Source organism: Streptomyces sp. NPDC014907, from assembly GCF_055562975.1.
On sequence record NZ_JBVHEG010000008.1, the window covers coordinates 50,922 to 77,318 of the forward strand.

Here is a 26,397-nt window from a genome sequence, read left to right on the forward strand (position 1 = left end):
GGGGGGGAGCGGGGGGCCCGGGGCCGGGGGCCCCCGGGGGGGGGGGGCGGGGCCCCCCGCCCCCCCCCGCGACCCGTTCCCGCGACCCGTTCCCGCGACCCGTTCCCGCGACCCGTTCCCGCGACCCGTTCCCGGGCCCCTCACGCGGCCCTCGGCGTCCGTTCCCCGGCGTCGTTCCCCGCCGTACGGGCCCCTCGCGCGGCCCGCTCCCCGTCGTACGGATTCCCCCGCCCGGCCCGTACGCTCTCCGCCGCCCGGCCCGTGCGCCCGGCCCCGCCCGTCAGCCCCGTCAGCCGCGGCGCGGGGTCGTCCACTCCAGGCGGGTCCTGACCCGGGGGTCCCGGACGTGTTCGAGGGCGGCGAGCGCCGTCTCGCGCGGCGCGCCGTCCGCCTCCCCGTCCGCGAGGATCGACGCGAGCGCGTCGACGGCGCGCGGGTCCTGGCGGATCGCGAGCCCGCGCGCCGCCTCCGCCACCGTCTCAGGGTCGGGATCGGCGAGCCGTTCCGCCAGCCCCTCCCGCACGAGCGGGGTGTCGTCGGGCAGTTCGGCGAGGGCGAGCGTGGCCCAGTCCCGCACCCGGGCGTCGCCGTCCCGGCTCAGCGCGAGCAGCACCCCCAGGGCCTCGACGTGCCCGGCCGGCACGATCCCGGCGAGGGCGCTCGCGACGGCCCGCCGCACCGCCGCGTCGGGGTGCCCGGCGGCCGCGAGCAGATCGGGCACGGCCGCGGGGTCCGCGCACTCCCCGAGCGCCGTCACCACCGAGAGGACGGGTTCCCGGCCCGGGCCCGCCGGTTCCGCCGCCAGGCGCCGGAGGACCGGCAGGGCACTCGGCGCGAACCCCGGCAGGGCGCCCAGGACCCGCGCGCCGAGCGCCTGCCGCAGCGGATCGCGGTAGGCGCACCAGCCGGCCGCCGCCACGAAGGTCTCCTCGTCGGCCCGGCCCGCCAGTTCGGCCACGGCCGTCGTCCAGTCGTCGAGTTCGGGGTCGCCGCCGCGCAGTGCTCGCGCGGCCAGCTCCTCGGCGGTGGCGCGCAGGCCGAGCGAGGCCTCCAGGAGCGTGGCGATCGCCGCGTGGCCGGTCTGGCGGTCGTCGCCGCGCCCGGGAGCGCCGTCCTCCCGCAGCAGTTCCACGACGACCGTGATCCCGCCGTCCTCCCGGACCCGGCGGACGACCGCCTCGTACGTCTGCCCGCCCTCGTTCCCCGCGACGAGCCCGCGCCGCAGTTCGGCCGCGATGTCGGCGCCGATCCACCGCCGTGCCTCCCGCAGCGCGGCCTCCCTGAACCCGGCCCCGTGGTCGAGGAGCGCCCGCACGCAGCCGGTGGAGCCGCGCCGGGCGGCGGCCGGGAGCGGGGGGAGGCCGTCGGGACCGCGCCGGTCGGGGTCGGCTCCGTGCTCCAGGAGGAGCCGCGCGGTGTCGGCGTATCCGAGCCGCAGGGCCCAGGCGAGGGCCGTGAAGCCGTACCCCTCCTCCTGGTCCGCCTCCGCGCCCGCCGCGAGCAGTGCCCGCACCGTCCCGGTGTGCCCGCCGCAGGCCGCGCCGCCCAGCGGCAGGTCGCCGTCCTCCTCCCCGCTGTACCGGCCGGGGTCCGCCCCGGCGGCGAGCAGCACGCGCACGATCCCGGTCTCGCCCCCGACGGCCGCCCGGTACAGGGCGCTCTCCCCGTCCTCCCGTTCCTCGGGGTCGGCCCCCTCCCGCAGGGCCCGTACGGCCCCGTCCTCGTCCCCGGCCCGGATCGCGTCGAACAACGTGCTCATGGGCCGACCCTGACCCTCCGTCGGCACATGGCGCAAATCGGAGGGTGGCCCGCGCGCGGCGCCGGGTTCAGGCCGCGCAGTCCAGGACCGTGCCGCACGCTCCGCACCGGGCCCGCAGCGCGCGGCCGGCCGGGACCCGCAGGCGCTGCCGGCAGACGGGGCAGCGGAAGGAGACGCCGGCCGCCGGGGCCCCGCCGTCGAAGGCGTACGGGGCGCCCTCGCCGGCCCGGCCCCGGCGCCGTTCCCGGCCGTACCGGCGGCGCTCGGCCCAGCCCGCCCCGGCGAGCGGCGGCGCCGTCCGCTCCCGGGCGGCCTCGGCCCGGCCCCGCAGCCACGCCTCGTACGCCACCGCGCTGGTGAACCACGGCGACGGGTCCTCGCCGAACACCTCGGCCCGCTTGGCCAGGACGTAGCCGAACTCCTCCGGGGTGAGGTAGCCGAGCTTCTGGAACTCGACGCCGTCCTCGCGGTAGGCGTCGAGCAGCAGCCATCCCGCGCCCAGGTAGGCGGCGGTCACGTCGGTGAGGATCTCGTTCTCGGCGGTGGAGGGGAAGCGGAGCCGGAGCCGGTGCAGCAGCACGTGGGTGATCTCGTGGGCGAGGACCGCGCCGACGTCCCCGCGGCGGGTCCGGAAGCGGTCGTGTATCTCCACGGAGTACTCGGGCCCGGCCGTCAGTTCGACGGCGCCGGCGTGCTCCATCGGCCGGAAGGAGGCCACGACGCGGGCCTCGGGGAGCCGCAGGTGCCGGACGAGGGCACGGGCCACCCGCCGGGTGCCCAGGTGCAGGTCCTCGCCGGCGTCGAGGGCCACGTCGGAGGCCGGGACGCTCACCGGGTAGCGGTGCACGCCGTCGGGGGAGAGGCGGCGGTAGAGCGCGGTGAGCGAGGCCCCGATCACGGCCCGGTGCGGGAAGCCGTGGGCGACACGGTCGGCCTCGTGACGGTGCGGCATGCCGGTTCTCCCCTCCCGTCCACTGTACGGTCCCCTCATCGGGACTGGCCGAAAAGGCTTCCTTGTGACGTCAGTTGACCGCTGTTCATAATGCGGACCACGCCTTGACGGGCGCATGTCATGAGCCGTCAGGGTCGACCCCCCACGAGAGAAGGCAGACACGTGAAGCAGAACAGAATGGTCCGCACGCTCCAGAAGCTCGCCGCGGCCGGCGCCGTCGTCCTCGCCGCCGTCAGCCTCCAGCCCACCACCGCCTCCGCCGCCCCCACCCCCGTCGTCGGCGGCACCCGCGCCGCCCAGGGCGAGTTCCCCTGGATGGTCAGGCTCTCCATGGGCTGCGGCGGCTCGCTGATCAGCCCGCAGATCGTCCTCACCGCCGCCCACTGCGTCAGCGGCTCCGGCAACAACACCGGCATCACCGCCACCGCCGGAGTCGTGGACCTCCAGAGCAGCAGCGCCATCAAGGTCAGGTCCACCAAGGTCCTCCAGGCCCCCGGCTACGACGGCAAGGGCAAGGACTGGGCCCTGATCAAGCTCGCGAGCCCGATCACCTCGCTGCCCAACCTGAAGATCGCCGAGACCACCGCCTACAACTCCGGCACCTTCACCATCGCCGGCTGGGGCGCCGCCCGCGAGGGCGGGGCGCAGCAGCGCTACCTCCTCAAGGCGACCGTCCCGTTCGTCTCCGACGCCTCCTGCCAGGCCTCCTACGGCAGCGACCTCGTCCCCGCCGAGGAGATCTGCGCCGGCTACAGCCAGGGCGGCACCGACACCTGCCAGGGCGACTCCGGCGGCCCCATGTTCCGCAAGGACAACACCGGGGCCTGGATCCAGGTCGGCATCGTGAGCTGGGGCGAGGGCTGCGCCCGGGCCGGCTACCCCGGCGTCTACACGGAGGTCTCGACCTTCGCCTCCGCGATCAAGTCCGCCGCCGCCACGCTGTAGCGGCCCCCCGCGAACAGGCGCTCCGGAACCCCCCGGCTCCGGAGCACCCCTCCCGTGCGCCGGGCCGGTGTGGGCCGGCCCGGCGCACACGGGGACCCGGGCACGCGGGGACCCGGGCACGTACGGACGGCGGGAACCCGGGCGGGCGCGGACCCGGACCCCGGCGCGCGTACGGCCCCGGGCCCCGGCGCGCGGGGCGGCATCCCGGAACCGGCCCCGAGCGCGTACAGCCCCGGGTGTGTACGGCCCCGGGCCCCGGCGCGCGGGACGGCATCCCGGCACCGGCCCCGGTCACGCCGGTTCCAGCCAGACCCCCGCCCCCACCCCGCCCTCGAGGGCCAGGACCCACACCTCGTTCGTCCCCTCCCGCAGCATCGGGCCCGGCACGAACAGCGCCTCCTGCGGACCGGCCGACCAGTAGCGTCCCAGGCAGAAACCGTTCACCCACACGAAGCCCCGGACCGCCCCCGGCAGCCGCAGCACCGCGTCCCCCGCGCCCGACACCTCCAGCGTCCCCCGGTGCAGCCCCGGGCCGCCGTGGTCCGTGCCCCGCTCGAACGGCACCCCGCCGACCCCCGCCCCGAAGGCGTCCAGACGCAGCCCCCGCGCCCGCACCCCGTGCAGGTACTGCCGCTCGTGCCGCACGCCCCCGGTGATCCCCTTCGGCTCCCCGAGCCGGGGCCCGTAGTTCACCCGGCCCAGCGACTCCACCCACAGGTCCACGACCGCCGGACCCGCCACCGGCTCCGCCAGCACCACGTCCTCCCCGTCACCCGTGTCCAGGACCCCCGCGAGGACCCCGTCGACGTACACCACCGCCCGGTCCCGCAACCCCGTCACCCCCAGCGGGTACGGCTGCCGGGGCCCCGGCACCGCCACCCGGTAGCGGACCAGGCCCCGGTCCACGCCCAGCTCCTCGAAGGTCGGCGGCACGGGCGCCACCGTCTCCGCGTCACCGAGCGCCTCCAGCACCCCGTCGAGCGGGGCCCACCCGTCGAAACGGCCCCGCACCGGCCCCGCCAGCCGGGCCGGCGGCTCCGGCACCTCCGGCAGCGGCCCCTCCGCGTACTCCGCGAACACCTCGCGGAAACGCCAGTACTTCTCCGTGGGCCGCCCCGCCTCGTCCACCGGCGCGTCGTAGTCGTACGAGGTCACGGTCGGCCGCAACGGCCCGTCGTGCAGGAAACCGTCCCGGTTCGCCCCCGCCCAGCCCGCGAAGTTCGTCCCCCCGTGCGCCATGTACACGTTGACCGAACCACCGCACTCCAGGATCTCCCGCAGCGCCGCCGCCGCGTCCCCCGCGTCCCGCACCGCGTGCTTCGTGCCCCAGTGGTCGAACCAGCCGCACCAGAACTCCATGCACATCAGCGGCCCGCGCGGCTGGTGCCGCCGCAGCACCCCGAACCCCTCGCGCGCGCCCGAACCGAAGTTCACCGTCGCGAGCGTCCCCGGCACCGAACCGCCCGTCAGCATGTGGTCCTCCGGGCCGTCCGAGGTGAACAGCGGCACGCTCACCCCGCACTCCCGCAGCAGCCCCGCCAGCCACTCCAGATAACTCCGGTCGCTGCCGTAGCTCCCGTACTCGTTCTCCACCTGCACCAGGACCACCGGCCCGCCCCGGTCGATCTGCCGCTCCACCACCTGCGGCAGCAGCCGCCGGAACCAGGACTCCACCGGAGCCAGGAACTCCGGGTCCCGGGTCCGCACCCGCCGCCCGAGCGGACCCGTCAGCCAGTGCGGCAGACCGCCGTTCTCCCACTCGGCGCAGATGTACGGGCCGGGACGCACGACCGCCCACATCCCGGCCCGCCCCACCGCGTCCAGGAACCGGCCGAGCTCCTCCACGTCCCCGTACCGGCCGGGCTCCGGCGCGTACAGGTTCCACGGGACGTACGTCTCCACGCAGTTGAGCCCCATCGCGCGCAGCATCCCGAGCCGGTGCTCCCACTGCCCCTCGTGCACCCGGAAGTAGTGCAACGCCCCCGAGAGCAGCCGCACCGGCCGCCCGTCGAGCAGAAAGTCCTCGTCACCCACAGCGAACGCGCTCATGGCCTTACCCTCACTCCCTGGCGGCGAATCGGTCCATGGACAAAGATCGTCGCGGTTTGGACGTTAGGCCCGGACGGCGCATCGGAACCGGACGGGCCGAGGGAAACGGCCCACCGGCGGAACGGAGCCGGACCGACGGGCCACGGAAGGAACCACCCGGCATGTACCACACCTGGATGCGCTACTTCACGCCCAGCCCCGTCCACCACCGCCTGGGCCTCGTCTGCCTCGGCGTCGGCCTCCAGCACGGCACCCTGCCCACCGTCGGACCCCGCACCCTCGACCACCACGTCGCCGTCGTCGTCTCCGCCGGCGGCGGCTGGTACCGGGGCCCCGACGGACGGCGCACCACCGTCACCGCACCGGCCCTCATCTGGCTCACCCCCCACACCCCCCACCACTACGGCGCCGACCCCGGCACCGGCTGGGACGAGGCCTTCGTCGACTTCTCCGGCCCCGCCACCGCCACGTACACCGAACTCGGCTACATCGAACCCGACCGGCCCGTCGTCCCCCTCTCCGACGCCGCCCCCGCCCGCGCCGCCATCGGCCGCATCGCCCGCGCCGCCCGCCCCGGCAACCCCCTCCTGGAGGTGGAGACCGGCGCAGCCGTCCACGAACTCCTCGTCGCCCTGCGCCGCGCCCGCGCCGACACCAACGCCGACGGCGACCCCGTCCTCACCGCCCTCGCCCGCGACGCCTTCCAGCCCCTCTCCGTCGCCGAGCACGCCGCCCGGCACGGCATGACCCCCGCCGAACTGCGCACCGCCGTCCGCCGCGCCGCCGGCTGCAGCCCCAAGGACTACCTGCTCACCGTCCGCCTCGGCCGCGCCAAGGAACTCCTCGCCGCCACCGAACTGCCCGTCGCCGCCGTCGCCCGGCGCGTCGGCTACGACGACGCCGCCTACTTCTCCCGGCTCTTCACCCGCCGGGTCGGCACCGCCCCGATCCGCTTCCGCGAACAGCAGGGACGGTCCGTGCCCGGCGGCTGGAGCACCAGCGTTCCGGATTCCGAACACCCGCCGACGATCCTTCCGCGATCCGTCTAAGCTCGCAGGTCATGAGCGACTCCACCCCGGCCCCGGCCACCGACGAGACCGCACCCGCCGACGAGACCGCACGGACCGCCGGGACCACGGCCGCGCCCGGCGGCCCGTCCGCGCGGACCGACGAGGCCGTACGCGCCGAACTGACCCGGCTGCGCGAGAGCATCGACAACATCGACGCGGCGGTCGTGCACATGCTCGCCGAGCGCTTCAAGTGCACCCAGCAGGTCGGCGTCCTCAAGGCCGAGCACCACCTGCCGCCCGCCGACCCCGCCCGCGAGGCCCGCCAGATCGCCCGGCTGCGGCAACTCGCCGAGAACGCGAAACTGGACCCCGCCTTCGCGGAGAAGCTCCTCAACTTCATCATCGCCGAGGTCATCCGCCACCACGAGACGATCGCGGACGGAACCCGGTGACCCCCACCGCGACCACGAACGAAGCCCCCTGATGCCCCGCGTCACCGTCTTCACCCTCGGCGGCACCATCTCCGCACGCGGCGGAGACGCGGCCCGCATGACCGGCCGGGAAGTCCTGGCCGCCCTCGGCGCCCCCGAAGACACCGCCCTCCGCGACTTCCGCCGCGTCCCCAGCTCCTCCCTCACCCACGCCGACCTCGCGGACCTCGCCGCCGAGGTCCGCGCCACCGTCGCCGCCGGCTCCGGCGCCGTCGTCGTCCAGGGCACCGACACCCTGGAGGAGACCGCCTTCCTCCTCGACCTGCTCTGCACCACCGAACGGCCGATCGCCGTCACCGGCGCCATGCGCCGCCCCGACCTGCCGGGAGCCGACGGCCCCGCCAACCTCGCCGCCGCCCTCGCCGTCGCCACCGACCCCGCCTGCCGGAACCTCGGCGTCCTCGTCGTCCTCGCCGACGAGATCCACGCCGCCCGCCACGCCCGCAAGACCCACACCACCTCGGTCACCACCTTCGCCTCACCCGGCGCAGGCCCCCTCGGCACCGTCGTCGAGGGCCGGCCCCGGATACTGCTCCGCCCCACCGCCCCCGCCACCCCCCGCCCCCTGACGCTCGACCCCGAGGTGCGGGTGGCCCTGGTGACCCTCTCCCTGGGCGACCGCGGCGAACTCCTCGAAGCCGTCGACCACCGCTTCCAGGGCCTCGTCGTCGCCGCCCTCGGCGCCGGACACGTCCCCGCCCCCCTCGCCGAACCCCTCGCCCGGATCGCCGCGCGCGTCCCCGTCGTCCTCGCCTCCCGCACCGGAGGCGGAACGACCCTCACCCACACCTACCGGGGCCCCGGCTCCGAACACGACCTGCTGCGCCGCGGACTGATCCCGGCCGGCCCGCTCGACCCCGCCAAGGCACGCATCCTGCTCCACGCCCTGATCTCCGACGGAGCCACCGGCCCGGCCGGCTACGACCGCCCCCGCATCACCGCCGCCTTCACCCGACTCGACGGCCCGGGACCCCTCTGAACCCCCGCAAGGTTCTCCCCGCCACCCCTGCCCGACGCCCCGGGCATCGGGCAGCATAGGGCCCATGTCCGTACTGACGCGCGACGAAGCGCAGACCCGTGCCCAGCTCCTCGACGTCCACCACTACCTCGTGGACCTCGACCTCACCACCGGCGCCGAGACCTTCGAGTCCACCAGCACCGTCCGATTCACCGCCCGCGCCGCCGGGGACACCTTCGTCGAGCTCAAGCCCGTCACCCTCCACTCCGCCACCCTCGACGGACACCCCCTCGACCCCGCCGCCCTCGACGACAACCGGCTCCCCCTCACCCTCACCGAGGGCGAACACGAACTGCGCCTCACCGCCACCATGCGCTACTCCCGCACGGGCGAGGGCATGCACCGCTTCACGGACCCCACCGACGGCGAGTCCTACGTCTACACCCAGCTCTTCATGGAAGACGTCCAGCGCGTCTTCGCCGCCTTCGACCAGCCCGACCTCAAGGCCGTCTTCGAGATCACCGTCACCGCCCCCGACCACTGGACCGTCCTCTCCAACGGCATCACCGCACAACAGCCCGACGGCACCTGGAAGGCCGCCCCCACCCCCCTCCTCTCCACCTACTTCGTCTGCGTCGCCGCCGGCCCCTGGCACTCGGTCCGCACCGAACACGCCGGCCTCCCCTTCGGCATCCACTGCCGCCGCTCCCTCGCCCCCCACCTCGACGCCGACGCCGACGAGATCCTCGCCGTCACCAGGGCCTGCTACGACCGCTACCACGAGAAGTTCGACGAGCCGTACCCCTTCGACTCCTACGACCAGGCCTTCGTCCCCGAATTCAACGCCGGCGCCATGGAGAACCCCGGCCTCGTCACCTTCCGCGACGAATTCGTCTTCCGCTCCGCCGTCACCGTCACCGAACGCCAGACCCGCGCCATGGTCATCGCCCACGAGATGGCCCACATGTGGTTCGGCGACCTCGTCACCCTGCGCTGGTGGGACGACATCTGGCTGAACGAGTCCTTCGCCGAGTACATGGGCTACCAGACCGTCAACGAAGCCTGCTCCGACCTCTTCCCCGACACCTGGATCGACTTCGGCGTCACCCGCAAGGCCTGGGGATACGAAGCCGACCAGCGCCCCTCCACCCACCCCGTCGCCCCCGACCCCGAAGCCGTCCCCGACACCGCCTCCGCCCTCCTCAACTTCGACGGCATCTCCTACGCCAAGGGCGCCTCCGCCCTCCGCCAGCTCGTCACCTGGCTCGGCGAGAAGGACTTCCTCGCCGGCATCAACATCCACTTCAAACGCCACCGGTTCGGCAACGCCACCCTCGCCGACTTCATCGACAACCTCGCCGCCGCCACCGACCGCGACGTCCACGGCTGGGCCGAGCAGTGGCTCCGCACCACCGGCGCCGACACCCTCACCCCCCGCCTCGACGGCGAAGGCCTCCGCTGGAACCTCACCGTCGACCACGACGGCACCCGCCCCCACCGCATCTCCGCCGGCCTCTACGACCGCGACCCCTCCGGCGACCTCGTCCTGCGCGAACGCCGCGCACTCGACGTCCCCCAGGACACGCCCGCCGGACTCACCGGCCCCCGCCCCGCCCTCGTCGTCCTCAACGACGAAGACCTCACCTACACCAAACTCCGCTTCGACGAGGCCTCCCAGGAATCCGCCCTGCGCGGCCTCTCCCGCATCCCCGACCCCCTCACCCGCGCCGTCGTCTGGAACGCCCTGCGCGACATGGTCCGCGACGGCGACCTCGCCCCCGCCGAATACCTCGCCGTCGCCCTCGCCCACCTCACCGAGGAGACCGAACTCGCCCTCGTCCAGGGCGTCCTCGCCTTCGCCCGCACCCAGATCGCCGACCAGTACGTCCCCGCCGCCGAACGCCCCGCCGCCCTCGCCGCCATCTGCGAGATCGCCCGCGCCCTCCTCCGCCGCACCGAGGACGGCGAAGCCCCCGGCCTGCGCCTCACCGCCGTCCGCGCCTTCGTCGACAGCGCCACCACCCCCGACAAGATCGCCACCTGGCTCGACGAGGGCACCGTCCACGGCGGCCCCGAACTCGACCCCGAACTGCGCTGGCGCATCCTCGCCCGGCTCGCCGTCCTCGGCGCCACCGACGAGACCGCCATCGCCGCCGAACTGGAACGCGACCCCAGCGCCACCGGCCGGGAAGGCGCCGCCCGCTGCCGCGCCGCCCTCCCCGACCCGGAGACGAAGGCGGCCGCCTGGTCCGCGCTCTTCGACTCCGACGACCTCTCCAACTACCTCTTCACCGCCACCGCCCAGGGCTTCTGGCAACCCGAACAGGCCGACCTCGTCAGCGCGTACGTCCCCCGCTTCTACGAAGCCGCCGTCGCCCTCGGGAACCGCCGCGGCCCCGCCATGGCCGAAGCCGCCGGCCGCCACGCCTTCCCCGCCCACGCGGTCGACGCCGAAACCCTGGCCCTCGGCGAACACCACCTGGCCGACACCCCCATGATCCCCGCCCTCCACCGCAGGCTCGTCGACCAGCTCGACGACCTCCGCCGGGCCCTGCGCGCCAGGAACGGCTGAACCGGAAACGGCGGCCGAGGGGGACGGACCTTCCCCTCGGCCACCACCCCGCATCCCCCGTTCGGGTCACACCACCCCCACCCGCCGGACAAACCCCCGCACCCCCCGCCACGCTGTCGTCCATGCGTGCCGCACCCCCACCCCTCGCCGGAGGCGCCTCCGGCGCCGACGCCCTGCGGCCCCTCCTGGCCGCCGTCCTCGACGCCCTGCGCACCGGAGCCGAGGAACGGAACGGACCCCTGCCCGCCGGAGGACCGGAAACGGTGACCCGCCGGACGGAACGACTCGGAACCGTCCTCCCCGAGACCGGCACCGGCCCCCACGAGGCCCTCCACACCCTCGTCCACACCCTCGCCGCCGGCGCCGCCGACCCCGCCCACCCCCTCTGCGCCGCCCACCTCCACACCCCGCCCCTCGCCCTCGCCGCCGCCGCCGACCTGGCCGCCTCCGCCCTCAACCCCTCCATGGACTCCTGGGACCAGGCACCCGCCGCCTCCGCCCTCGAAACCCTCGTCACCGCCGCCCTCGCCGCCGAGATCCACCCCACCGCCGACCACCCCGACGCCCTCGTCACCACCGGCGGCACCGAGTCCAACCAACTCGCCCTCCTCCTCGCCAGAGAACGGCACGCCGGAAGAGGCCCCCTCCGCACCGTCGTCGGCGCCAACGCCCACCACTCCTTCCGCCGCGCCGCCTGGCTCCTCGGCCTGCCCGCCCCCGTCGTCGTCCCCACCCCGCGCGGCACCCTCGACCCCACCGCCCTGCACACGGCCCTGACCGCCACCACCGGCCCGCTCCTCGTCGCCGCCACCGCCGGCACCACCGACGAAGGCCTCATCGACCCCCTGCCCCAACTCGCCGACGTCTGCGCCGCCCACGGCGCCGACCTCCACGTCGACGCCGCCTACGGCGGCCCCGTCCTCTTCAGCCGCACCCACCGCCGGCTCCTCGACGGCCTCGACCGGGCCCGCACCGTCACCCTCGACCTGCACAAACTCGGCTGGCAACCCGCCGCCGCCGGACTCCTCGCCGTCCGCGACACGACCGACCTCACCGCACTCGCCCACACCGCCGACTACCTCAACGCCGACGACGACACCGACGCCGGCCTCCCCGACCTCCTCGGCCGTTCCCCGCGCACCACCCGCCGCCCCGACGTCCTCAAGACCGCCGTCACCCTCCGCGCCCTCGGCCGCACCGGACTCGGCACCCTCGTCGACACCTGCCTGGACCTCGCCCAGGACCTCGCCGACCGGGTCGAGAAGGCCCCCGGCCTCGACCTGCGCGCCCGGCCCACCCTCACCACCGTCCTCCTCCGCCCCCGCGGAGCCGACGACGCCACCGTCGCCACGATCCGCCGCACCCTCCTCACCGAAGGCCGGGCGGTCCTCGGCCGGGCCCGGGCGGACGGCCGCCTCTGGCTCAAGGCCACCCTCCTCAACCCCCACACCACCCCCGACGACCTGGACCAGCTCATCACCCTCGTGGAAGGCGACACCCACCGATGACCGGCACCACCCCCCAGCAGCCCACCGGCCGGCCCCACGACCCCGACCGCCCCCACGACCTCGTCGGCATCGGCATCGGCCCCTTCAACCTCTCCCTCGCCGCCCTCGCCCACGGCGTCCCCGGCGGCCTCGCCACCGCCTTCTACGAACAGCGCCCCGCCTTCCACTGGCACCCCGGACTCCTCCTCGACGGAGCCACCCTCCAAGTCCCCTTCCTCGCCGACCTCGTCACCCTCGCCGACCCCACCAGCCCCTGGACCTTCCTCAACTACCTCAAGAGCCGCGAACGCCTCTTCCCCTTCTACTTCGCCGAGAAGTTCCACATCCAGCGCGCCGAATACGACGCCTACTGCCGCTGGGCCAGTGAACGCGTCCCCGGCCTCCACTTCGGCCACCAGGTCGACTCGGTCCGCTGGAACCCCGAACGCCACCTCTTCGAAGTCGACTACACCCAACTCGGCCCCGACGGCGAAGCCGAAGCCCTCGGCCGCACCCGCACCCGCAACGTCGTCCTCGGCATCGGCACCGAACCCTACGTCCCCGAACCCCTCCGCCCCCTCGCCGAAGCCCCCGGCGTCCCCGTCGTCCACTCCGCCGACTACCTCACCCACCGCGACACCCTCCTCGCCGCCGGCCACGTCACCGTCATCGGCTCAGGACAGTCCGGCGCCGAAGTCTTCCTCGACCTCCTCCGCGCCCGCCCCGCCGGAACGGAAGGAATCCACTGGCTCACCCGCACCGAGGCCTTCGCCCCCATGGAGTACTCCAAACTCGGCCTGGAACACTTCACCCCCGACTACACCCGCTACTTCCACCACCTCCCCGAAGCCGTGCGCGACGACCTCCTGCCCCGCCAGTGGCAACTCCACAAAGGCATCGACACCGACACCATCAGCGCCATCCACGACGAGCTCTACCGCCGCACCCTCCACGGTGGCTGGCCCGACGCCGTCCTCACCCCCGGCGTCCGCGTCCGCACCGCCGGCCGCGTCGCCACCACCCGCGTCGAACTCCACCTCGAACACGTCCAGCAGGCCACCCGCACCCGGCTCACCACCGACGCCGTCGTCCTCGCCACCGGCTACCGGCAGCGCCCCACCGACCAGCTGCTCGCCGGCCTCGACCCCCACCTGCGACGCGACTCCGCCGGCCGCCCCCGCATCGACCAGGACTACCGGCTCGTCCTCGACCCCTCCGTCACCGGCTCCGTCCACGTCCAGAACGCCGAACTCCACACCCACGGCGTCGGCGCCCCCGACCTCGGCCTGGCCGCCTGGCGCAGCGCCACCATCCTCAACGCCCTCACCGGCAAGAACCCCTACCCCCTGCCCCGCCGCACCGCCTTCACCACCTTCGGCCTCGACGAACGAAGGACGCCGGACATCCCGGCCCAGAGCCGGAAGCCGACGCCCCTCGGTCACCACACCTGAACCCCTCAGAACACCGGCACGCCCTCCCGCGTCAGCTTCCAGCCCACCGACGCGAACAGACCCGGATCGACCGTCCCCCTCGCCCGCACCCACTGGATGATCGTGTTGCGGATCTCGTCCGAATCCGCCCACACCTGCGGCGCACCCGCCACGTGCGGAAACGCCCCGCCACCGCTCGCCCGGTAGTTGTTCACCGCCAGGACGAACCGCGCCGCCGGGTCGAGCGGCCTCCCCTCGAACGCCAGGTCCACGATCCGCGAACCCACCGGCTTCGCGATGTCGATCTCGTACGTCAGACCCGACACCGCGTCGTAGTTGTAATCCGGCGTGCCCTCCGCGTTCGTCAGCTTCGCCGTGTCCACCGGAACGCCCGCCGGAGTCAGGACGTAGTACTTCGCCGAGAACTCCAGGTAGTCCTTCAGCTGCGCCCCCGTCAGCAGACGCGCCTCCAGCGTGTTCTCGAAGGGATACAGCCCCGCCGCGTCCTTGATCGTGATCTCACCCGCCGGAATCCGGGCCGTGCGCGAGAAACAGGAAGCCTGCGACAGCACCGGCAGCCCCGCGTACGCGCCACCCGCCAGAGCCGCCCTCACCGTCTCCGTCTGCACCACGTTGATCAGATCGATGATCGGCTCGTCCTTCCACGGCGCGTCCGCCGTGGTCATGGCCGCCGTCGACGTCCCGATCACCTGGTTGACGTACGCGACCACCTTCCGGTGCTCGTCCGCCAGCAGCCCCGTGATCTTCCCGTCCTCCTCCACCGTGTTGGAGTTGAGGACCCGCGCACCGGCCTTCTCGACGGTCCAGCGACCCCTCTCCCACACCAGGTCGAAGTCGAACAGCGTGAGCCGCTGCCCCCACTTCAACGGCTCGGACAGCACCACGTCCTTGCCGGTCTCCTTGTTCCTCACCCGGTACTCGGGGATCTCGGTGTGCGCGTGCCCGACGAGGATCGCGTCGATGCCCGGCACCTGCTCGGCCACGAGCCCGGCCGCGTTCTCCACGTACGGAAGCTGGTCACCGTACGAGGACGTACCGCTCGAACCGGAGTGCGCCGAGACGACCACCACGTCCGCACCCATCGAACGCAGCTTCGGCACCCACTTCGCCGCCTGCTCCTCCAGACCCGGGAACACCATCTTCCCGCCGACGTTCGCCTTGTCCCAGATCGCGATGCCCGGATTGGTCAGCCCCAGCACGGCCACCCGCACGTCCCGGCCGTGCGGCGTGCGCAGCCGGTGCATGCTGTACGGGGCGAACGCCGGCCGCAGCGTCTTCGCGTCGAGCGCGTTGGCCCCGAGCAGCGGGAAGTCGCACTGCTCCTCGAACTTCCGCAGCACCGGAATGCCGTAGTTGAACTCGTGGTTGCCCAGGGCGGCCGCGTCGTAGCCGATCGCGTTCATCGCCTGCGCCATCGGATGGACCGGACCCCGGCGCGCGGTGATCGGATCGACCTTGGCGTAGTAGTACGACAGCTGGGTGCCCTGAATGGTGTCACCGGCGTCGATCAGAAGGGTGTTGCCCCGCCCCTTCTCCTCGCGCACCCGGTCGACCAGGGTGGAGATCTTGGCGAGCCCCACGTCGTTGTGCGCCTTGTCGTCGAACTCCCGGTCCGTGAAGTAGTCCCAGTTGAAGACGTTCCCGTGCAGGTCGGTGGTCCCCATCACGGTGAAGGAGTACCGCTTGGCCGGCTTGGGGCGGTGCCCGTCTCCACGGGCCTCCGCGGGGGCGGCGGCCCCGGCGGTGAGGGCGGCCCCGGCCCCGACGGCCACGGAGCCCTCCAGGAACGTCCGGCGGTTCAACGGCATGTGCTTCTCCTCGGTTCGAAGGCGTCGTCTCAGGTGCACAACGCGCGTAGATTCTGACCCGGCGGGCACTCCCGCAACAGATCCCGCAGGTTACGGAGTGGAAAAGCATCCGGAACGCGACGACCGCCCACCCGCCGGAGACACCGGCCGAAAGGCACGGAAACCGCTCATCGGAGCGACCCCCCGCACAGATTCAATACTTGTCAACCACCCTTCACCAAAAGGTGGTTGGGCAGCCACGCCACACGGATTCACTACCCGCCGGTAAGCCCTAGGCTCGACCCATGCGCCGAGCCAAAATCGTCTGCACCCTTGGGCCCGCCACCGAAACGTACGACCAGATCAAAGCCCTGATCGAGGCCGGAATGGACGTCGCCCGCCTCAACCTCAGCCACGGCGGGCACGCCGAACACGAAGAACGCTACCGACGCGTCCGCAAGGCCTCCGACGAAACCGGCCACAGCGTCGGAATCCTCGCCGACCTTCAAGGCCCGAAGATCCGCCTCGGCCGCTTCCGCGAAGGCCCCGTACTCCTTGAACGCGGCGACACCTTCACCATCACCGTCGAACCCGTCGAAGGCGACCGCCACACCTGCGGAACCACCTACGCCGGCCTCGCCGAAGACGTCACCGCCGGCGAACGCATCCTCGTCGACGACGGCCGCGTCACCCTCGAAGTCACCTCCGTCGACGGCCCCCGCGTCCACACCCGCGTCGTCGAAGGAGGCATGGTCTCCGACCACAAGGGCCTCAACCTCCCCGGCGTCGCCGTCTCCGTACCCGCCCTCTCCGAGAAGGACATCGACGACCTCCGCTGGGCCCTGCGCACCGGCGCCGACGTCATCGCCCTCTCCTTCGTCCGCGGCGCCCGCGACATCGAGGACGTCCACCGCGTCATGGACGAGGAAGGCCGCCGCCTCCCCGTCATCGCCAAGATCGAGAAGCCCCAGGCCGTCGAGAACATCGAGGAGATCGTCGCCGCCTTCGACGGCATCATGGTCGCCCGCGGCGACCTCGGCGTCGAAATGCCCCTCGAACAAGTCCCGATCGTCCAGAAACGCGCCATCAAACTCGCCAAACGCAACGCCAAACCGGTCATCGTCGCCACCCAGATGCTCGACTCCATGATCGACAACTCCCGCCCCACCCGCGCCGAAGCCTCCGACGTCGCCAACGCCGTCATCGACGGCACCGACGCCGTCATGCTCTCCGGCGAAACCAGCGTCGGCCGCCACCCCGTCGAAACCGTCCGCACCATGAGCCGCATCGTCGAAGCCGCCGAGGAGGACGTCCTCGCCAAGGGCCTCCCCCCGCTCACCGAACGCAGCAAACCCCGCACCCAGGGCGGCGCCGTCGCCCGCGCCGCCGCCGAGATGGGCGACTTCCTCGGCGCCAAGTACCTCGTCGCCTTCACCCAGTCCGGCGACACCGTCAAACGCCTCTCCCGCTACCGCTCCCCGATCCCCCTCCTCGCCTTCACCCCCGACCCCGCCACCCGCTCCCAGCTCAACCTCACCTGGGGCGTCGAGACCTTCCTCGGCCCGCACGTCGACTCCACGGACGCGATGGTCGCCCAGGTGGACGAGGAACTGCTGCGGATCGGCCGCTGCGCGAAGGGCGACATCGTCGTCATCACGGCCGGCTCCCCGCCGGGCGTCGCGGGCTCCACCAACCTGGTCCGCGTGCACCACATCGGCGAGGCCCTGTCCTAGGCCGTGCGTCGACAGGGGAACCCGGGCCGTGAACGACCGGGGTTCACGGGCCGGGGAGCCCTCTTCCGCCGCCGCCGGCGACGGAACGGAACCCGGCACCCGATCCTCACCCGGCTCCAGTCCCTGGCCGGCGCGCAGGGCGCGATCGCCACACGGCAAACTCCCCGCCCGCCCCGAAACGACGGTGCCGATCACAGCCCCCGACGAGCGACTCCGACCGGGTTGCCCACCCCGGACGCTAGCGACGGCTCCTTCGAACGTCGCGCCGGAGCTGCTCGAAGCCGGCGCGCAGGTTGAGGTAGTCAAGGGCGAGCGCCGCACCGCGAGCAGCCCACTGCACCGCCTTCACCACGACCTCGTCCACCGGCATCCCTCTTTCGACCGACAACCGCGTTTCCCCCTCAGACCCCGCTACGGATCAGAAGGTTGCGCGGCCGCCGCAGGGCGGGACGGCCTCCCCGGGGCGCGCTCCCCGAACGCCTCGCCGGACTGCGACAAGGCCCGAGGCCCTCGGCACGCGGCCCGGCCGGTCTCAGTGCTTGGGCCCCACGTGCAGATCCATGAGTGCGACGGAGGCTTTGCGGGCGACGGAGATGTTGTACGGGTCGGTGCCGCGACGGGTGGTCGTCCATGCGACACCGACCCTGTCGAGGGCGTCGCCGAGCAGCTTCCGGATGTCGTCGGACTTGTTGGTGAAGAAGTACCGGGGGTACTCGTACCGTTTCCGCTCGCCGCCGACGAGGCGGGTGGTCCAGTTGGTGATCCGGCAGCCGTCGGAGTGGATGAGGCCGCGCACCAATTGCCAGGGCTGTTCGCTCACGATCTCTTGTTGCCACGCTTCGAGCCGGATGGAGCGCTCGTGCTTCTTTCCGGGGCCGTGCTGGGGGAAGAGACATTTCCAGTGACGTCCGTAACTCGTGACCATGACGCACCCCTGTTTCTGCAGCAGGCAGACACTTCCTTCGGGACGCACGGCCAGTACGGCCGATCGGCACATCTCGATCAGTCCGGGCCATGCATCCGTACAGGCGATGCGGAGATGGTGACCGCCTCGGGGGTGGTCGTTGATGCAACCGTCACCCAGGTAGAGCCCGAGCAGATAGGCGTACGCGGCGATGTCGTCCGGTAGGCCCGGCAACGCACGACATCGTGGACACGGTGTGGATTGCCCGCCGATACGAGGAAGCGGCTCCAGACGTGTCTGCCAGTCCCGCAGGGCTGATCGGGAAATACCGGTCTGTCTGCTCACCGAGTGGAGACTGCGTCCATCGCGGAGAAGGGAAAGGGCGTGCGAACGCGTTGCGAGGTCGTACATGAAGGGAAGCCTTGCGGAGCCTCGCGGAAAGCACGCCGGACTCGAAATCACGTTCACCCGTGTGAGTGATCGACAGTCGAGCGCGGCGGAATCTTGGAATCGCAGGAAAAGTGCCCCAGGTGGGATTCGAACCCACACTGTCCGCTGTTTGAGAGCGGCCTCTCTGACCAGTTGGAGTACTGGGGCCTTCGAAAGGCAGGACTCTACGGGCCCTGCGGACCACTACCTTACAGGAGGTGGGTACGCTCATGGGGAGCTGTATCCGCCTCGGAACGAGGCCATTGAACGAGGAGTTCCCGTGACCGCCCCCGAGTCGCCCCAGCCCGTCGACGACGCCGACGCGTCGCACGTCCCGCCGCTGACGACCCGCGTCGTCATCGCCGAGGACGAGGCACTGATCCGCCTCGACCTCAAAGAGATGCTCGAGGAAGAGGGCTACACGGTCGTCGGCGAGGCCGGGGACGGGGCCAGGGCCGTCGAGCTGGCCCGTGAGCACCGGCCCGACCTCGTCATCCTGGACGTGAAGATGCCCGTCCTGGACGGCATCTCGGCCGCCGAGAAGATCGCAGGCGAGTCCATCGCCCCGGTCCTCATGCTCACCGCCTTCTCGCAGCGCGAGCTGGTCGAGCGGGCGCGGGACGCCGGTGCCATGGCGTATCTGGTGAAGCCCTTCAGCAAGAGCGACGTGGTGCCGGCCATCGAGATGGCGGTTTCCCGGTTCGCGGAGCTGCGGGCGCTGGAGAAGGAGGTCGCGGACCTCTCGCAGCGTCTGGAGACCCGGAAGCTGGTGGACCGTGCCAAGTCGGTCCTGCAGACGCAGTACGGGCTGACGGAGCCGGCCGCGTTCCGCTGGATCCAGAAGACGTCGATGGACCGCCGCATGTCGATGCAGCAGGTGGCGGAGGCGGTCATCGAGGACGCGGAGGAGAAGAAGGCGGCCAGGGGGCAGCAGCAGTAGCCCGGTCCGTACGTGACGTACTGCGGAAGGCCCGTCCCCCGGAGTGGTGGGACGGGCCTTCCGTGTGGGCGGCTCGCGCCGGGCGGGTCAGTCCTCGCCGAGGTACGTCTTGCGGACGTCGTCGTTGACGAGGAGGTCCTGTCCGGTGCCGGACAGCTTGATCGTGCCGACCTCCAGCACGTAGCCGTGATCCGCCAGGGAGAGGGCGGCCTGGGCGTTCTGCTCGATGAGCAGGATCGTCATGCCCTCGGCCTTCAGGGTGGCGATCGTCTCCATGATCTTCTGCATCATGATCGGGGAGAGGCCCATGGAGGGTTCGTCCAGCATGAGCAGTTTGGGCCGGGACATCAGGGCCCTGCCCATCGCCAGCATCTGCTGTTCTCCGCCGGAGAGGGTGCCCGCGGCCTGCTTGCGGCGTTCGCCCAGGATGGGGAAGAGGTCGTAGGACTTCCGGATGTCCTGTTCGATGCCGTCCTTGTCCTTGAGGAGGAAGGCGCCGAGGCGGAGGTTCTCCTCGATGGAGAGCCGGGGGAAGATGTGGCGTCCCTCGGGGGAGTGGGCGAGGCCCAGGGAGACGACCTTGTGGGCGGGGATGCCGCTGAGTTCCCGGCCGTCGAAGGCGATCCTGCCCGTGGTGGGCTTGATGAGGCCGGAGAGGGTGCGGAGGGTGGTGGTCTTGCCGGCGCCGTTGGTGCCGATCAGGGCGACGACCTGGCCCGCCTCGACGGAGAAGGAGATGCCCTTGACGGCCTCGATCTTGCCGTAGGCGACCCTGAGGTCCTCGACCTCCAGAAGCGCGGTCACTTGGAGTCTCCTTCGGTGGTGCTGTGCGCGTCGCCGGTGCCGGTGCCGGTGCCGGTCTCCGTGGCCCCGGGCTTCGCGGTGGCTCCGGGCCCGGTGTCCGGGGCGGTCGCGGTGTCCGTCCCGTCCGGGGCCGTCGTCCCGTGGGAGTGGTCCTCGGCGGCCTGGACCTCGGCGGCCTCCTCGGCGCCGGGCGCTCCTTCGTACGGGGTGCCCAGGTAGGCGGCGACGACGCGTTCGTCGCCCTGGACGACCTCGGAGGTGCCTTCGACGAGCTTCTCGCCCTGGACGAGGACCGCGACGCGGTCGCACAGGTTGAAGATGAACTTCATGTCGTGCTCGATGACGAGGACGGCGATGCCGAGGTCCCGGATGGAGAAGACGAGTTCTTCGGTGGTGCGGGTCTCGCTCTGGTTCATGCCGGCGGTCGGCTCGTCGAGCAGGAGGAGGCCGGGGTCGCTGGCGAGGGCGCGGGCGATCTCCAGCTTGCGCTGTTCGCCGTAGGGCAGGTTCCGCGCGAGGTGCTCGGACTTGTGGGCGAGGCCGACGAAGTCGAGGAGTTCCATGGCCCGTTCGCGGGAGGCGGCTTCGGCCTTCTTGAAGCCGGGGCCGCGCAGGAGGGCGGACCAGAGGCCTTCCTTGGTGCGGGTGTGGCGTCCGACGAGGACGTTCTCCAGGACGGTCATGTTGGAGAAGAGGCGGATGTTCTGGAAGGTGCGGGCGATGCCGGCCTGGGTGACGAGGTGGGGCTTGGGGGGCAGGACCGTGCCCTTGTAGCTGACCTGGCCCTCGGTGGGGACGTACAGGCCGGTCAGGCAGTTGAAGAAGGTGGTCTTGCCGGCGCCGTTGGGGCCGATGAGGCCGACGATCTCGCCCTCGCGGACGGTGAGGTCGACGTCGCGGACGGCGGTGAGGCCGCCGAAGCGCATGGTGACCCCGCTCGCGTCGAGGACGGTGGCGGCCGTGGCGGTGTCCTGGGTGGTGGTGGTCATGGCGTCACGCCCCCGCCTTCGCCGTGCCGATGCCCGACTCCTGGGAGGGTCGTGGTTCGGGTACGGCGGGCTGTTCGTCGTTCTCGTGGAATTCGAGCTTCGCGCGCTTGTTGGCGATGAGGCCTTCGGGGCGGAAGCGCATGAGGAGGATGAGTGCGATGCCGAAGCCGAGGAGCTGGTAGTCCTGGAGGAACTGCAGCTTGGCCGGGATCAGGAAGAGGAGTGCGGAGCCGAGGATGGGTCCGCTGATGGTGCCCATGCCGCCGAGGATGACGGCGGCGAGGAGGAACGCGGAGTTCGGCGGTACGGGGCCGGCGAAGACGTAGTTCTCGGGGACGACCGTGGTGTTGACGTGGGCCTGGACGGTGCCGGCGAGGCCGGCGAGGGCCGCGCCGAGGGCGAAGGCGACCAGTTTGACGCGGAAGCCGTTGATGCCCATGGCGGTGGCGGCGGTCTCGTCCTCGCGGATGGCGACCCAGGCGCGGCCGATGCGGCTGTTGGCGGCGCGGGAGAAGACGATGACGACCAGGGCCATGACCAGGATCATCAGCAGGTAGTAGTTGGCGTAGGCGCCGAGTTCGATGCCGAGGACGGTGTGCGACTCGCCGAAGTTGTATCCGAAGAACTCGAGCTGGGGGATGTTCGGGATGCCGTTGGGGCCGTTGGTGATCTGGGGTCCCGAGGTGCCGTCGAGGTTGCCCATGGCGATGCGGAAGATCTCTCCGAAGCCGAGGGTGACGATGGCGAGGTAGTCGCCGCGCAGGCGCAGGGTCGGGGCGCCGATGACGACGCCGAAGACCAGGGAGGCGGCCATGCCGGTGAGTGCGGCGGCCCAGAAGGGGAACTGGACGCCGAAGGCGGAGGAGGTGGCGCCGGAGACCAGGGCGGCGGTGTAGGCGCCGACGCCGAGGAAGGCGACGTAGCCGAGGTCGAGCAGGCCGGCGAGGCCGACGACGATGTTCAGGCCGAGGGCGACGGTCGCGAAGATGAGGATGTTGACCGCGATCAGCGTGTAGGTGTCGCCGCTCTGCTGGATGAAGGGGAAGGCGATCGCCGCGGCGAGGCTGGCGGTGACGGTGACCTGTCGGTTCCGTGCGGTGATCGCGGAGATCCGGGCGAAGAGGCCGGACTTGATGAGGGCGGTGGCGGCGAAGCCGACGATGATCAGGAACGCGACGAAGAGCTGCGGTTCGGAGTCGTCGGTGTCGATGCCGAAGGTGACGACGAAGAGGCCGAGGGCGAAGACGGCGGCGATGATCAGGATCTCGGCCCAGGAGGGCAGGGTCTTCGCGGGTGCGGCCTTGCGGGTGTCGTCGGGGAGCCGGAAGGCGGCGGCCGCGGGGACGAGGGAGGCGAGGACGGCGACGCCGGCGCCGGGCTCCAGGTCCACCAGGGCCCCGAGCTCGACGACGATGGCGAGTGCGGTGAAGAGGGTGGTGGCGAAGGTGCCGAGGGCCAGGATCCACACGGCCTTGCGGGAGCCGGCGGGGGTGAGCCAGCCGAGGCCCTTGACGCCGAGCGCGGAGAGCGCGTGGAGGGCGGTGAGGGCGGCTCCGGCGAGGGTGAGGAGCTGGAGGGGGGCGGGGTTGCCGTAGATCGTGAGGTTGCCGGGGAAGGCGGTGGTCCACGTCCAGGCGAGGAAGGTGCTGACGACGGTGACGAGGCTGCCGCCGACGACGGTCCACAGGAGGGCCGCGGGCTTGGGCGCGGTGGGGTTCTTGGGCTGGTTTTCGGTCATGGTGCTCACGCCCTGTCCGCGACGCGTTCGCCGAGCAGGCCCTGGGGCCGCACGAGGAGTACGAGGATGAGGAGGACGAAGGCCCAGACGTTGGCCCAGGCGCCGCCGCCGAGCTGCTGCATGCCGGGGACGTCCTCGATGTAGGCGATCGAGAGGGATTCGGCGATGCCGAGGACGACGCCGCCGACCATGGCGCCATAGATGTTGCCGATGCCGCCGAGGACGGCGGCGGTGAAGGCCTTGAGTCCGAGGATGAAGCCCATCTCGAAGTTGATCTGGCCCTTGTCGACGCCGTAGGCGACGGCGGCGACGGCGGCGAACGCGGCACCGATGGCGAAGGCCATGACGATGATGCGGTCGGTGTTGATGCCCATGAGCTTGGCGGTGTCGGGGTCCTGGGCGGTGGCCTGCATGGCGCGGCCGCTGCGGCTCTTGGAGACGAAGACGCCGAGGGCGAGCATGCAGAGGGGGGCGAGGACGAGGACGAAGGCGTCGGCGCGCTGGATGGACAGGTTGCCGGCGATCTGGAAGGAGTCGCCCTTGAATTCGGGGAAGCTGACGGCCTTCTTGGCGTCCGGGTAGAACTGCCAGACCAGTTGCTGGAGGGCGATGGACAGGCCGATCGCGGTGATGAGGGGTGCCAGCCGGGGTGCGCCGCGCAGCGGGCGGTAGGCGAACCGTTCGGCGGCGGTGGCGACGGCCACGGAGGCTATCGCGCCACCGACGATCATGAGCGGTATCGCCACCAGCAGGGACGTTCCGCTCGGCAGAGCGGTGTAGGTGGTGAGGGCGCCGAAGCCCCCGATCATGAAGATCTCGCCGTGGGCGAAGTTGATGAGCTGGACGATGCCGTAGACCATGGTGTACCCGATGGCGATGAGGCCATAGAGGGCACCGAGGGCCAGGCCGTTGGCCAGCTGTTGCGGCAGTTCGTTCACCGCAGGCCTCCGATGAGCTTGTCGGATATGACTCCGCGCGAGGGCGCTGTTTGCGCCCTCGCGCGGTTCGGGTCAGGTGGTGCGGGGTTTCCGGCGGGGTGCCGGGTGGTGACTTACTGGTTGAACGTGTCGCTCTTGACGTCGATCCACTTGCCGCCCTCGACCTTGTAGACCGTGAGCTGCTTGTTGGTGGTGTCGCCGTACTCGTCGAAGGCGACCTTGCCGGTCACGCCGTCGAAGGCGACCTTGCCGAGGGCTTCGGTGACCTTGGCGCGGGCGTCGGACGGGACCTTGCCGCCGTTGGCGGCGACGACGGCCTTGACGGCCTGGACGATGGCCCAGCCGGCGTCGTAGGAGTAGCCGCCGTAGGCCGCGTAGGGGTCCTTGTAGCCGCCGGCGTTGTAGTCGGCTATGAACTTCTTGGCGGTGTCGAGCTTTTCGACGGGGTAGCCGATGGAGGTGGCGAGGTCGCCGTCGTTGGCCTCGGCGGAGGCGCTGATGAAGGCGGGGTCGTAGAGGCCGTCGCCGCCCATGACGGGGATCTTGGCGCCGGTCTTCTTGATCTGGTCGGAGAGCAGGCCGCCCTCGGGGTACTGGCCGCCGAAGTAGACGGAGTCGGCGCCGGAGGTCTTGACCTTGTCGGCGGTCGCGGAGAAGTCGGTCTCCTTGACGGTGACGTGGTCGGTGCCGACGACCTGGCCGCCGAGGCGCTTGAACTCGTCGCTGAAGATCGCGGCGAGGCCGGCGCCGTAGGTCTGCTTGTCGTCGACGACGTAGACCTTCTTCTTGCCGGCGTCCTTGAAGAGGTACTGGGCGGCGAACTTGCCCTGGACCACGTCGGTGGCGGCGGTGCGGAAGTAGGTCTTGAAGGGGCGCTTCTTCTCGCCCTTGCCCCAGTTGTCGCCCTGGCTGAGCGCGGGGTTGGTGTTGGCGGGGGAGACCTGGGCGAGGTTGGCGGCGGCGAAGACGCCCTGCATCTGCTGGGAGACGCCGGAGTTCAGGGGGCCGACGACGCCGAGGACGTCCTTGTTGCCGACCAGTTTGGTGGCGTTGGCCTGGCCGGAGGCGGGGACGGCCTGGTCGTCGAGGGCTTCGATCTTGAAGGTGACGCCGGGGACTTCGTTGTTCTTGTTGGCGGTCTTGACCGCGAGGTCCACGGAGTTCTTGATGCCCTGGCCGAGGGCGGAGAGGGAGCCGGTCAGGGGGGCGTCGACGCCGATGACGACGGTCGTGGTGCTGCCACCGCCACCGTTTCCGCCGCCGGAGCCGCCCTTGTCGTCGCGCGAACCACAGGCGGTGAGGGTGAGCGCTCCGGTGGTGAGCACACTGGTGAGGATGAGCAGTGAACGGTGTCGCACGAAGAATCCTTTCCCTGGCGCGGCCCCCTCGAGCTGAGGCGGTGCCGTGAAGCTGTGGAGCTGGAGGTGCCGTTTTCAGTGCCGGGCCGTACTGGATCGAGCGGGGCCGTGCAGTGGGGGCGCCCGGCGGCGCGGTGACTGGCCGTGACTCTAGGCGCAGGTGGGGAGGGTCGGGGAGCGCAGGGGTCAGGATGTGACTGTCTTGTTATGCCGATGGGCGGATGCCGTGCGCGACGGGTGGGCAAACCCGGGCACAGTGGTCGGTAGGGCGGTGTTCACATAGTGAGAATCCCCAGTTCCGCTAAGGGGCTTGAGAGGATCTTGCTCCTGTCGGCCCGCCGGGAGGGGTCTCCGGATATCGGACACCGCGCTTTCCGTGAGCGGACGGAGGGGGTGGCCGGGGCGCGCCGTCCGGACGGCGCGCCGCCGTCACGCAGAGTGATGCCGGTGGTGGCCGAGATCGTTCGCCCGGTCCGCCCGTCCGGTCACGGCCGCCAGTTCTCCGAACTCCTCGTCGCGCCCTTCGTCTCCTCGCAGCGCCGCCGCGACGCGCGGTCGGCGAAGGCGGAGGCCGCTTCGCGTCCCGCCCTCCGCTCCTCGGCCCGGGCGGCGGCGAGCACGTCGTCGTGGATCTCGTACTGCTCGTTGGAGAGGCCCTTCTGCTCCCAGTCGAGACCCGCCCACGAACTGCCCTTCAGCGCCTCCTTGACCCAGTACGAGACGAGGTCCGCGCAGATGTCCTCGGGGGTCCTGGCGGGAGGCGCGGACCGCTCCGGCGTGCCGCAGCCGCCGGCCGGGACGAGGACGCAGAGGGTCAGGAGGGCGGCGATCGCGGTCCCGGCGGGGCGGGGTCGCCCGCGGTTCACGGGAGCCGGAGGTGCGGGGCGGGGAGGCGGCGGGTGCCGGCCGGGAGCGGCCGGTATGCGACGCCGGCGGTGTGACAGGGCGTGTCGCCCGTGACCGGGGTGACCGGGGTGACCGGTGCGGGAGTTGGGGCGTGGGCGGGGTGCGCGGTGGTCATGTCGGACTCCTCGGTGGGAGCGGGGCCGGTTTCCCCGGCGGGAGGTCCGTCAGTGAAGCGCCCGCGGCGGTGGCGGGCAAGG

At 72.0% G+C, this 26,397-nt stretch carries 21 protein-coding genes and 1 tRNA gene; 9 read left to right on the forward strand and 13 right to left on the reverse strand.

Translation table 11 applies throughout. The features are described 5' to 3' along the window. Positions 1-289: 289 nt before the first annotated feature. Entirely contained in the window at positions 290-1,759 is a 1,470-nt protein-coding gene (locus ACZ3IL_RS21130; protein ID WP_467392146.1) for an ankyrin repeat domain-containing protein, read from the reverse strand. Positions 1,760-1,826: 67 nt separating this feature from the next. After that, positions 1,827-2,711, reverse strand: a complete 885-nt coding sequence (locus ACZ3IL_RS21135; RefSeq protein ID WP_467392148.1) for a hypothetical protein — start codon at positions 2,709-2,711, stop codon at positions 1,827-1,829. 177 nt (positions 2,712-2,888) lie between these two features. Between ACZ3IL_RS21135 and ACZ3IL_RS21140 the strand changes: the two genes are divergently transcribed. After that, a complete protein-coding gene (locus ACZ3IL_RS21140; RefSeq protein WP_467392491.1) occupies positions 2,889-3,656 on the forward strand; it encodes a S1 family peptidase in 768 nt (255 codons plus the stop codon). A gap of 291 nt (positions 3,657-3,947) precedes the next feature. Here the strand turns inward: ACZ3IL_RS21140 and ACZ3IL_RS21145 are convergent, their stop codons facing one another. Continuing rightward, entirely contained in the window at positions 3,948-5,705 is a 1,758-nt protein-coding gene (locus tag ACZ3IL_RS21145) for a glycoside hydrolase family 35 protein (RefSeq protein ID WP_467392150.1), read from the reverse strand. A gap of 161 nt (positions 5,706-5,866) precedes the next feature. Here ACZ3IL_RS21145 and ACZ3IL_RS21150 point away from each other — a divergent pair, with 161 nt between their 5' ends. The 6 genes from ACZ3IL_RS21150 (at position 5,867) to ACZ3IL_RS21175 (ending at position 13,674) form a co-directional block, all read left to right on the forward strand. Further along, the gene (locus ACZ3IL_RS21150; protein WP_467392152.1) at positions 5,867-6,754 is read left to right on the forward strand and encodes a helix-turn-helix domain-containing protein; all 888 of its coding nucleotides are present in this window, start codon (positions 5,867-5,869) and stop codon (positions 6,752-6,754) included. An 11-nt stretch (positions 6,755-6,765) separates the two neighbouring features. After that, positions 6,766-7,167, forward strand: coding sequence for a chorismate mutase (locus ACZ3IL_RS21155; RefSeq protein ID WP_467392154.1), 402 nt, complete (start codon positions 6,766-6,768; stop codon positions 7,165-7,167). 31 nt (positions 7,168-7,198) lie between these two features. Further along, positions 7,199-8,185 (forward strand): asparaginase, encoded by a 987-nt coding sequence (locus ACZ3IL_RS21160; protein WP_467392156.1) that lies wholly within the window; start codon positions 7,199-7,201, stop codon positions 8,183-8,185. A 64-nt stretch (positions 8,186-8,249) separates the two neighbouring features. Continuing rightward, complete coding sequence (pepN, locus tag ACZ3IL_RS21165; protein WP_467392158.1) at positions 8,250-10,736, forward strand: aminopeptidase N; 2,487 nt, start codon at positions 8,250-8,252, stop codon at positions 10,734-10,736. Positions 10,737-10,858: 122 nt separating this feature from the next. Beyond that, positions 10,859-12,244, forward strand: coding sequence for a pyridoxal phosphate-dependent decarboxylase family protein (locus ACZ3IL_RS21170; RefSeq protein WP_467392160.1), 1,386 nt, complete (start codon positions 10,859-10,861; stop codon positions 12,242-12,244). Continuing rightward, positions 12,241-13,674, forward strand: a complete 1,434-nt coding sequence (locus ACZ3IL_RS21175; protein ID WP_467392162.1) for a lysine N(6)-hydroxylase/L-ornithine N(5)-oxygenase family protein — start codon at positions 12,241-12,243, stop codon at positions 13,672-13,674. Before ACZ3IL_RS21170 ends, ACZ3IL_RS21175 begins: the two co-directional genes overlap by 4 nt. Before the next feature lie 5 nt (positions 13,675-13,679). Here the strand turns inward: ACZ3IL_RS21175 and ACZ3IL_RS21180 are convergent, their stop codons facing one another. Beyond that, the gene (locus ACZ3IL_RS21180; RefSeq protein WP_467392164.1) at positions 13,680-15,482 is read right to left on the reverse strand and encodes a bifunctional metallophosphatase/5'-nucleotidase; all 1,803 of its coding nucleotides are present in this window, start codon (positions 15,480-15,482) and stop codon (positions 13,680-13,682) included. Between the two features lie 284 nt (positions 15,483-15,766). Here ACZ3IL_RS21180 and pyk point away from each other — a divergent pair, with 284 nt between their 5' ends. Beyond that, the gene (pyk, locus tag ACZ3IL_RS21185; RefSeq protein ID WP_467392166.1) at positions 15,767-17,194 is read left to right on the forward strand and encodes a pyruvate kinase; all 1,428 of its coding nucleotides are present in this window, start codon (positions 15,767-15,769) and stop codon (positions 17,192-17,194) included. A gap of 238 nt (positions 17,195-17,432) precedes the next feature. On the opposite strand, the gene ACZ3IL_RS21190 is transcribed toward pyk, so the two are convergent. From ACZ3IL_RS21190 to ACZ3IL_RS21200, 3 genes are all read right to left on the reverse strand, one after another. Beyond that, entirely contained in the window at positions 17,433-17,582 is a 150-nt protein-coding gene (locus tag ACZ3IL_RS21190; RefSeq protein WP_467392168.1) for a hypothetical protein, read from the reverse strand. Positions 17,583-17,726: 144 nt separating this feature from the next. Then, positions 17,727-18,509, reverse strand: coding sequence for a transcriptional regulator (locus ACZ3IL_RS21195; protein ID WP_467392170.1), 783 nt, complete (start codon positions 18,507-18,509; stop codon positions 17,727-17,729). 111 nt (positions 18,510-18,620) lie between these two features. After that, positions 18,621-18,695, reverse strand: a tRNA-Leu gene (locus tag ACZ3IL_RS21200). Between the two features lie 112 nt (positions 18,696-18,807). Between ACZ3IL_RS21200 and ACZ3IL_RS21205 the strand changes: the two genes are divergently transcribed. After that, on the forward strand, positions 18,808-19,467 hold the full coding sequence (locus ACZ3IL_RS21205) for an ANTAR domain-containing response regulator (protein WP_467392172.1): 660 nt from the start codon (positions 18,808-18,810) through the stop codon (positions 19,465-19,467). A gap of 87 nt (positions 19,468-19,554) precedes the next feature. Here the strand turns inward: ACZ3IL_RS21205 and ACZ3IL_RS21210 are convergent, their stop codons facing one another. The 6 genes from ACZ3IL_RS21210 to ACZ3IL_RS21235 form a co-directional block, all read right to left on the reverse strand. Next, on the reverse strand, positions 19,555-20,271 hold the full coding sequence (locus tag ACZ3IL_RS21210) for an ABC transporter ATP-binding protein (RefSeq protein WP_467392174.1): 717 nt from the start codon (positions 20,269-20,271) through the stop codon (positions 19,555-19,557). Continuing rightward, positions 20,268-21,260, reverse strand: coding sequence for an ABC transporter ATP-binding protein (locus ACZ3IL_RS21215; RefSeq protein WP_467392176.1), 993 nt, complete (start codon positions 21,258-21,260; stop codon positions 20,268-20,270). The genes ACZ3IL_RS21210 and ACZ3IL_RS21215 overlap by 4 nt, the downstream gene beginning before the upstream one ends. 4 nt (positions 21,261-21,264) lie before the next feature. After that, a complete protein-coding gene (locus tag ACZ3IL_RS21220; RefSeq protein ID WP_467392493.1) occupies positions 21,265-22,998 on the reverse strand; it encodes a branched-chain amino acid ABC transporter permease in 1,734 nt (577 codons plus the stop codon). 5 nt (positions 22,999-23,003) lie between these two features. Beyond that, positions 23,004-23,936: a branched-chain amino acid ABC transporter permease gene (locus tag ACZ3IL_RS21225; protein ID WP_388691628.1), complete on the reverse strand. Its 933-nt coding sequence runs from the start codon at positions 23,934-23,936 to the stop codon at positions 23,004-23,006. A 113-nt stretch (positions 23,937-24,049) separates the two neighbouring features. After that, positions 24,050-25,294, reverse strand: a complete 1,245-nt coding sequence (locus ACZ3IL_RS21230) for a branched-chain amino acid ABC transporter substrate-binding protein (RefSeq protein WP_467392179.1) — start codon at positions 25,292-25,294, stop codon at positions 24,050-24,052. Positions 25,295-25,779: 485 nt separating this feature from the next. Beyond that, positions 25,780-26,160: a hypothetical protein gene (locus ACZ3IL_RS21235; RefSeq protein ID WP_467392181.1), complete on the reverse strand. Its 381-nt coding sequence runs from the start codon at positions 26,158-26,160 to the stop codon at positions 25,780-25,782. Positions 26,161-26,397 lie beyond the last annotated feature (237 nt).

What these genes read in the sequence shown, in the direction of transcription:
- ACZ3IL_RS21130 (WP_467392146.1), bottom strand. Translation starts at nt 1,759, where the DNA reads ATGAGCACGTTGTTCGACGCGATCCGGGCCGGGGACGAGGACGGGGCC.
- ACZ3IL_RS21135 (WP_467392148.1), bottom strand. Translation starts at nt 2,711, where the DNA reads ATGCCGCACCGTCACGAGGCCGACCGTGTCGCCCACGGCTTCCCGCAC.
- ACZ3IL_RS21140 (WP_467392491.1), top strand. Translation starts at nt 2,889, where the DNA reads ATGGTCCGCACGCTCCAGAAGCTCGCCGCGGCCGGCGCCGTCGTCCTC.
- ACZ3IL_RS21145 (WP_467392150.1), bottom strand. Translation starts at nt 5,705, where the DNA reads ATGAGCGCGTTCGCTGTGGGTGACGAGGACTTTCTGCTCGACGGGCGG.
- ACZ3IL_RS21150 (WP_467392152.1), top strand. Translation starts at nt 5,867, where the DNA reads ATGTACCACACCTGGATGCGCTACTTCACGCCCAGCCCCGTCCACCAC.
- ACZ3IL_RS21155 (WP_467392154.1), top strand. Translation starts at nt 6,766, where the DNA reads ATGAGCGACTCCACCCCGGCCCCGGCCACCGACGAGACCGCACCCGCC.
- ACZ3IL_RS21160 (WP_467392156.1), top strand. Translation starts at nt 7,199, where the DNA reads ATGCCCCGCGTCACCGTCTTCACCCTCGGCGGCACCATCTCCGCACGC.
- pepN (WP_467392158.1), top strand. Translation starts at nt 8,250, where the DNA reads ATGTCCGTACTGACGCGCGACGAAGCGCAGACCCGTGCCCAGCTCCTC.
- ACZ3IL_RS21170 (WP_467392160.1), top strand. Translation starts at nt 10,859, where the DNA reads ATGCGTGCCGCACCCCCACCCCTCGCCGGAGGCGCCTCCGGCGCCGAC.
- ACZ3IL_RS21175 (WP_467392162.1), top strand. Translation starts at nt 12,241, where the DNA reads ATGACCGGCACCACCCCCCAGCAGCCCACCGGCCGGCCCCACGACCCC.
- ACZ3IL_RS21180 (WP_467392164.1), bottom strand. Translation starts at nt 15,482, where the DNA reads ATGCCGTTGAACCGCCGGACGTTCCTGGAGGGCTCCGTGGCCGTCGGG.
- pyk (WP_467392166.1), top strand. Translation starts at nt 15,767, where the DNA reads ATGCGCCGAGCCAAAATCGTCTGCACCCTTGGGCCCGCCACCGAAACG.
- ACZ3IL_RS21195 (WP_467392170.1), bottom strand. Translation starts at nt 18,509, where the DNA reads ATGTACGACCTCGCAACGCGTTCGCACGCCCTTTCCCTTCTCCGCGAT.
- ACZ3IL_RS21215 (WP_467392176.1), bottom strand. Translation starts at nt 21,260, where the DNA reads ATGACCACCACCACCCAGGACACCGCCACGGCCGCCACCGTCCTCGAC.
- ACZ3IL_RS21220 (WP_467392493.1), bottom strand. Translation starts at nt 22,998, where the DNA reads ATGACCGAAAACCAGCCCAAGAACCCCACCGCGCCCAAGCCCGCGGCC.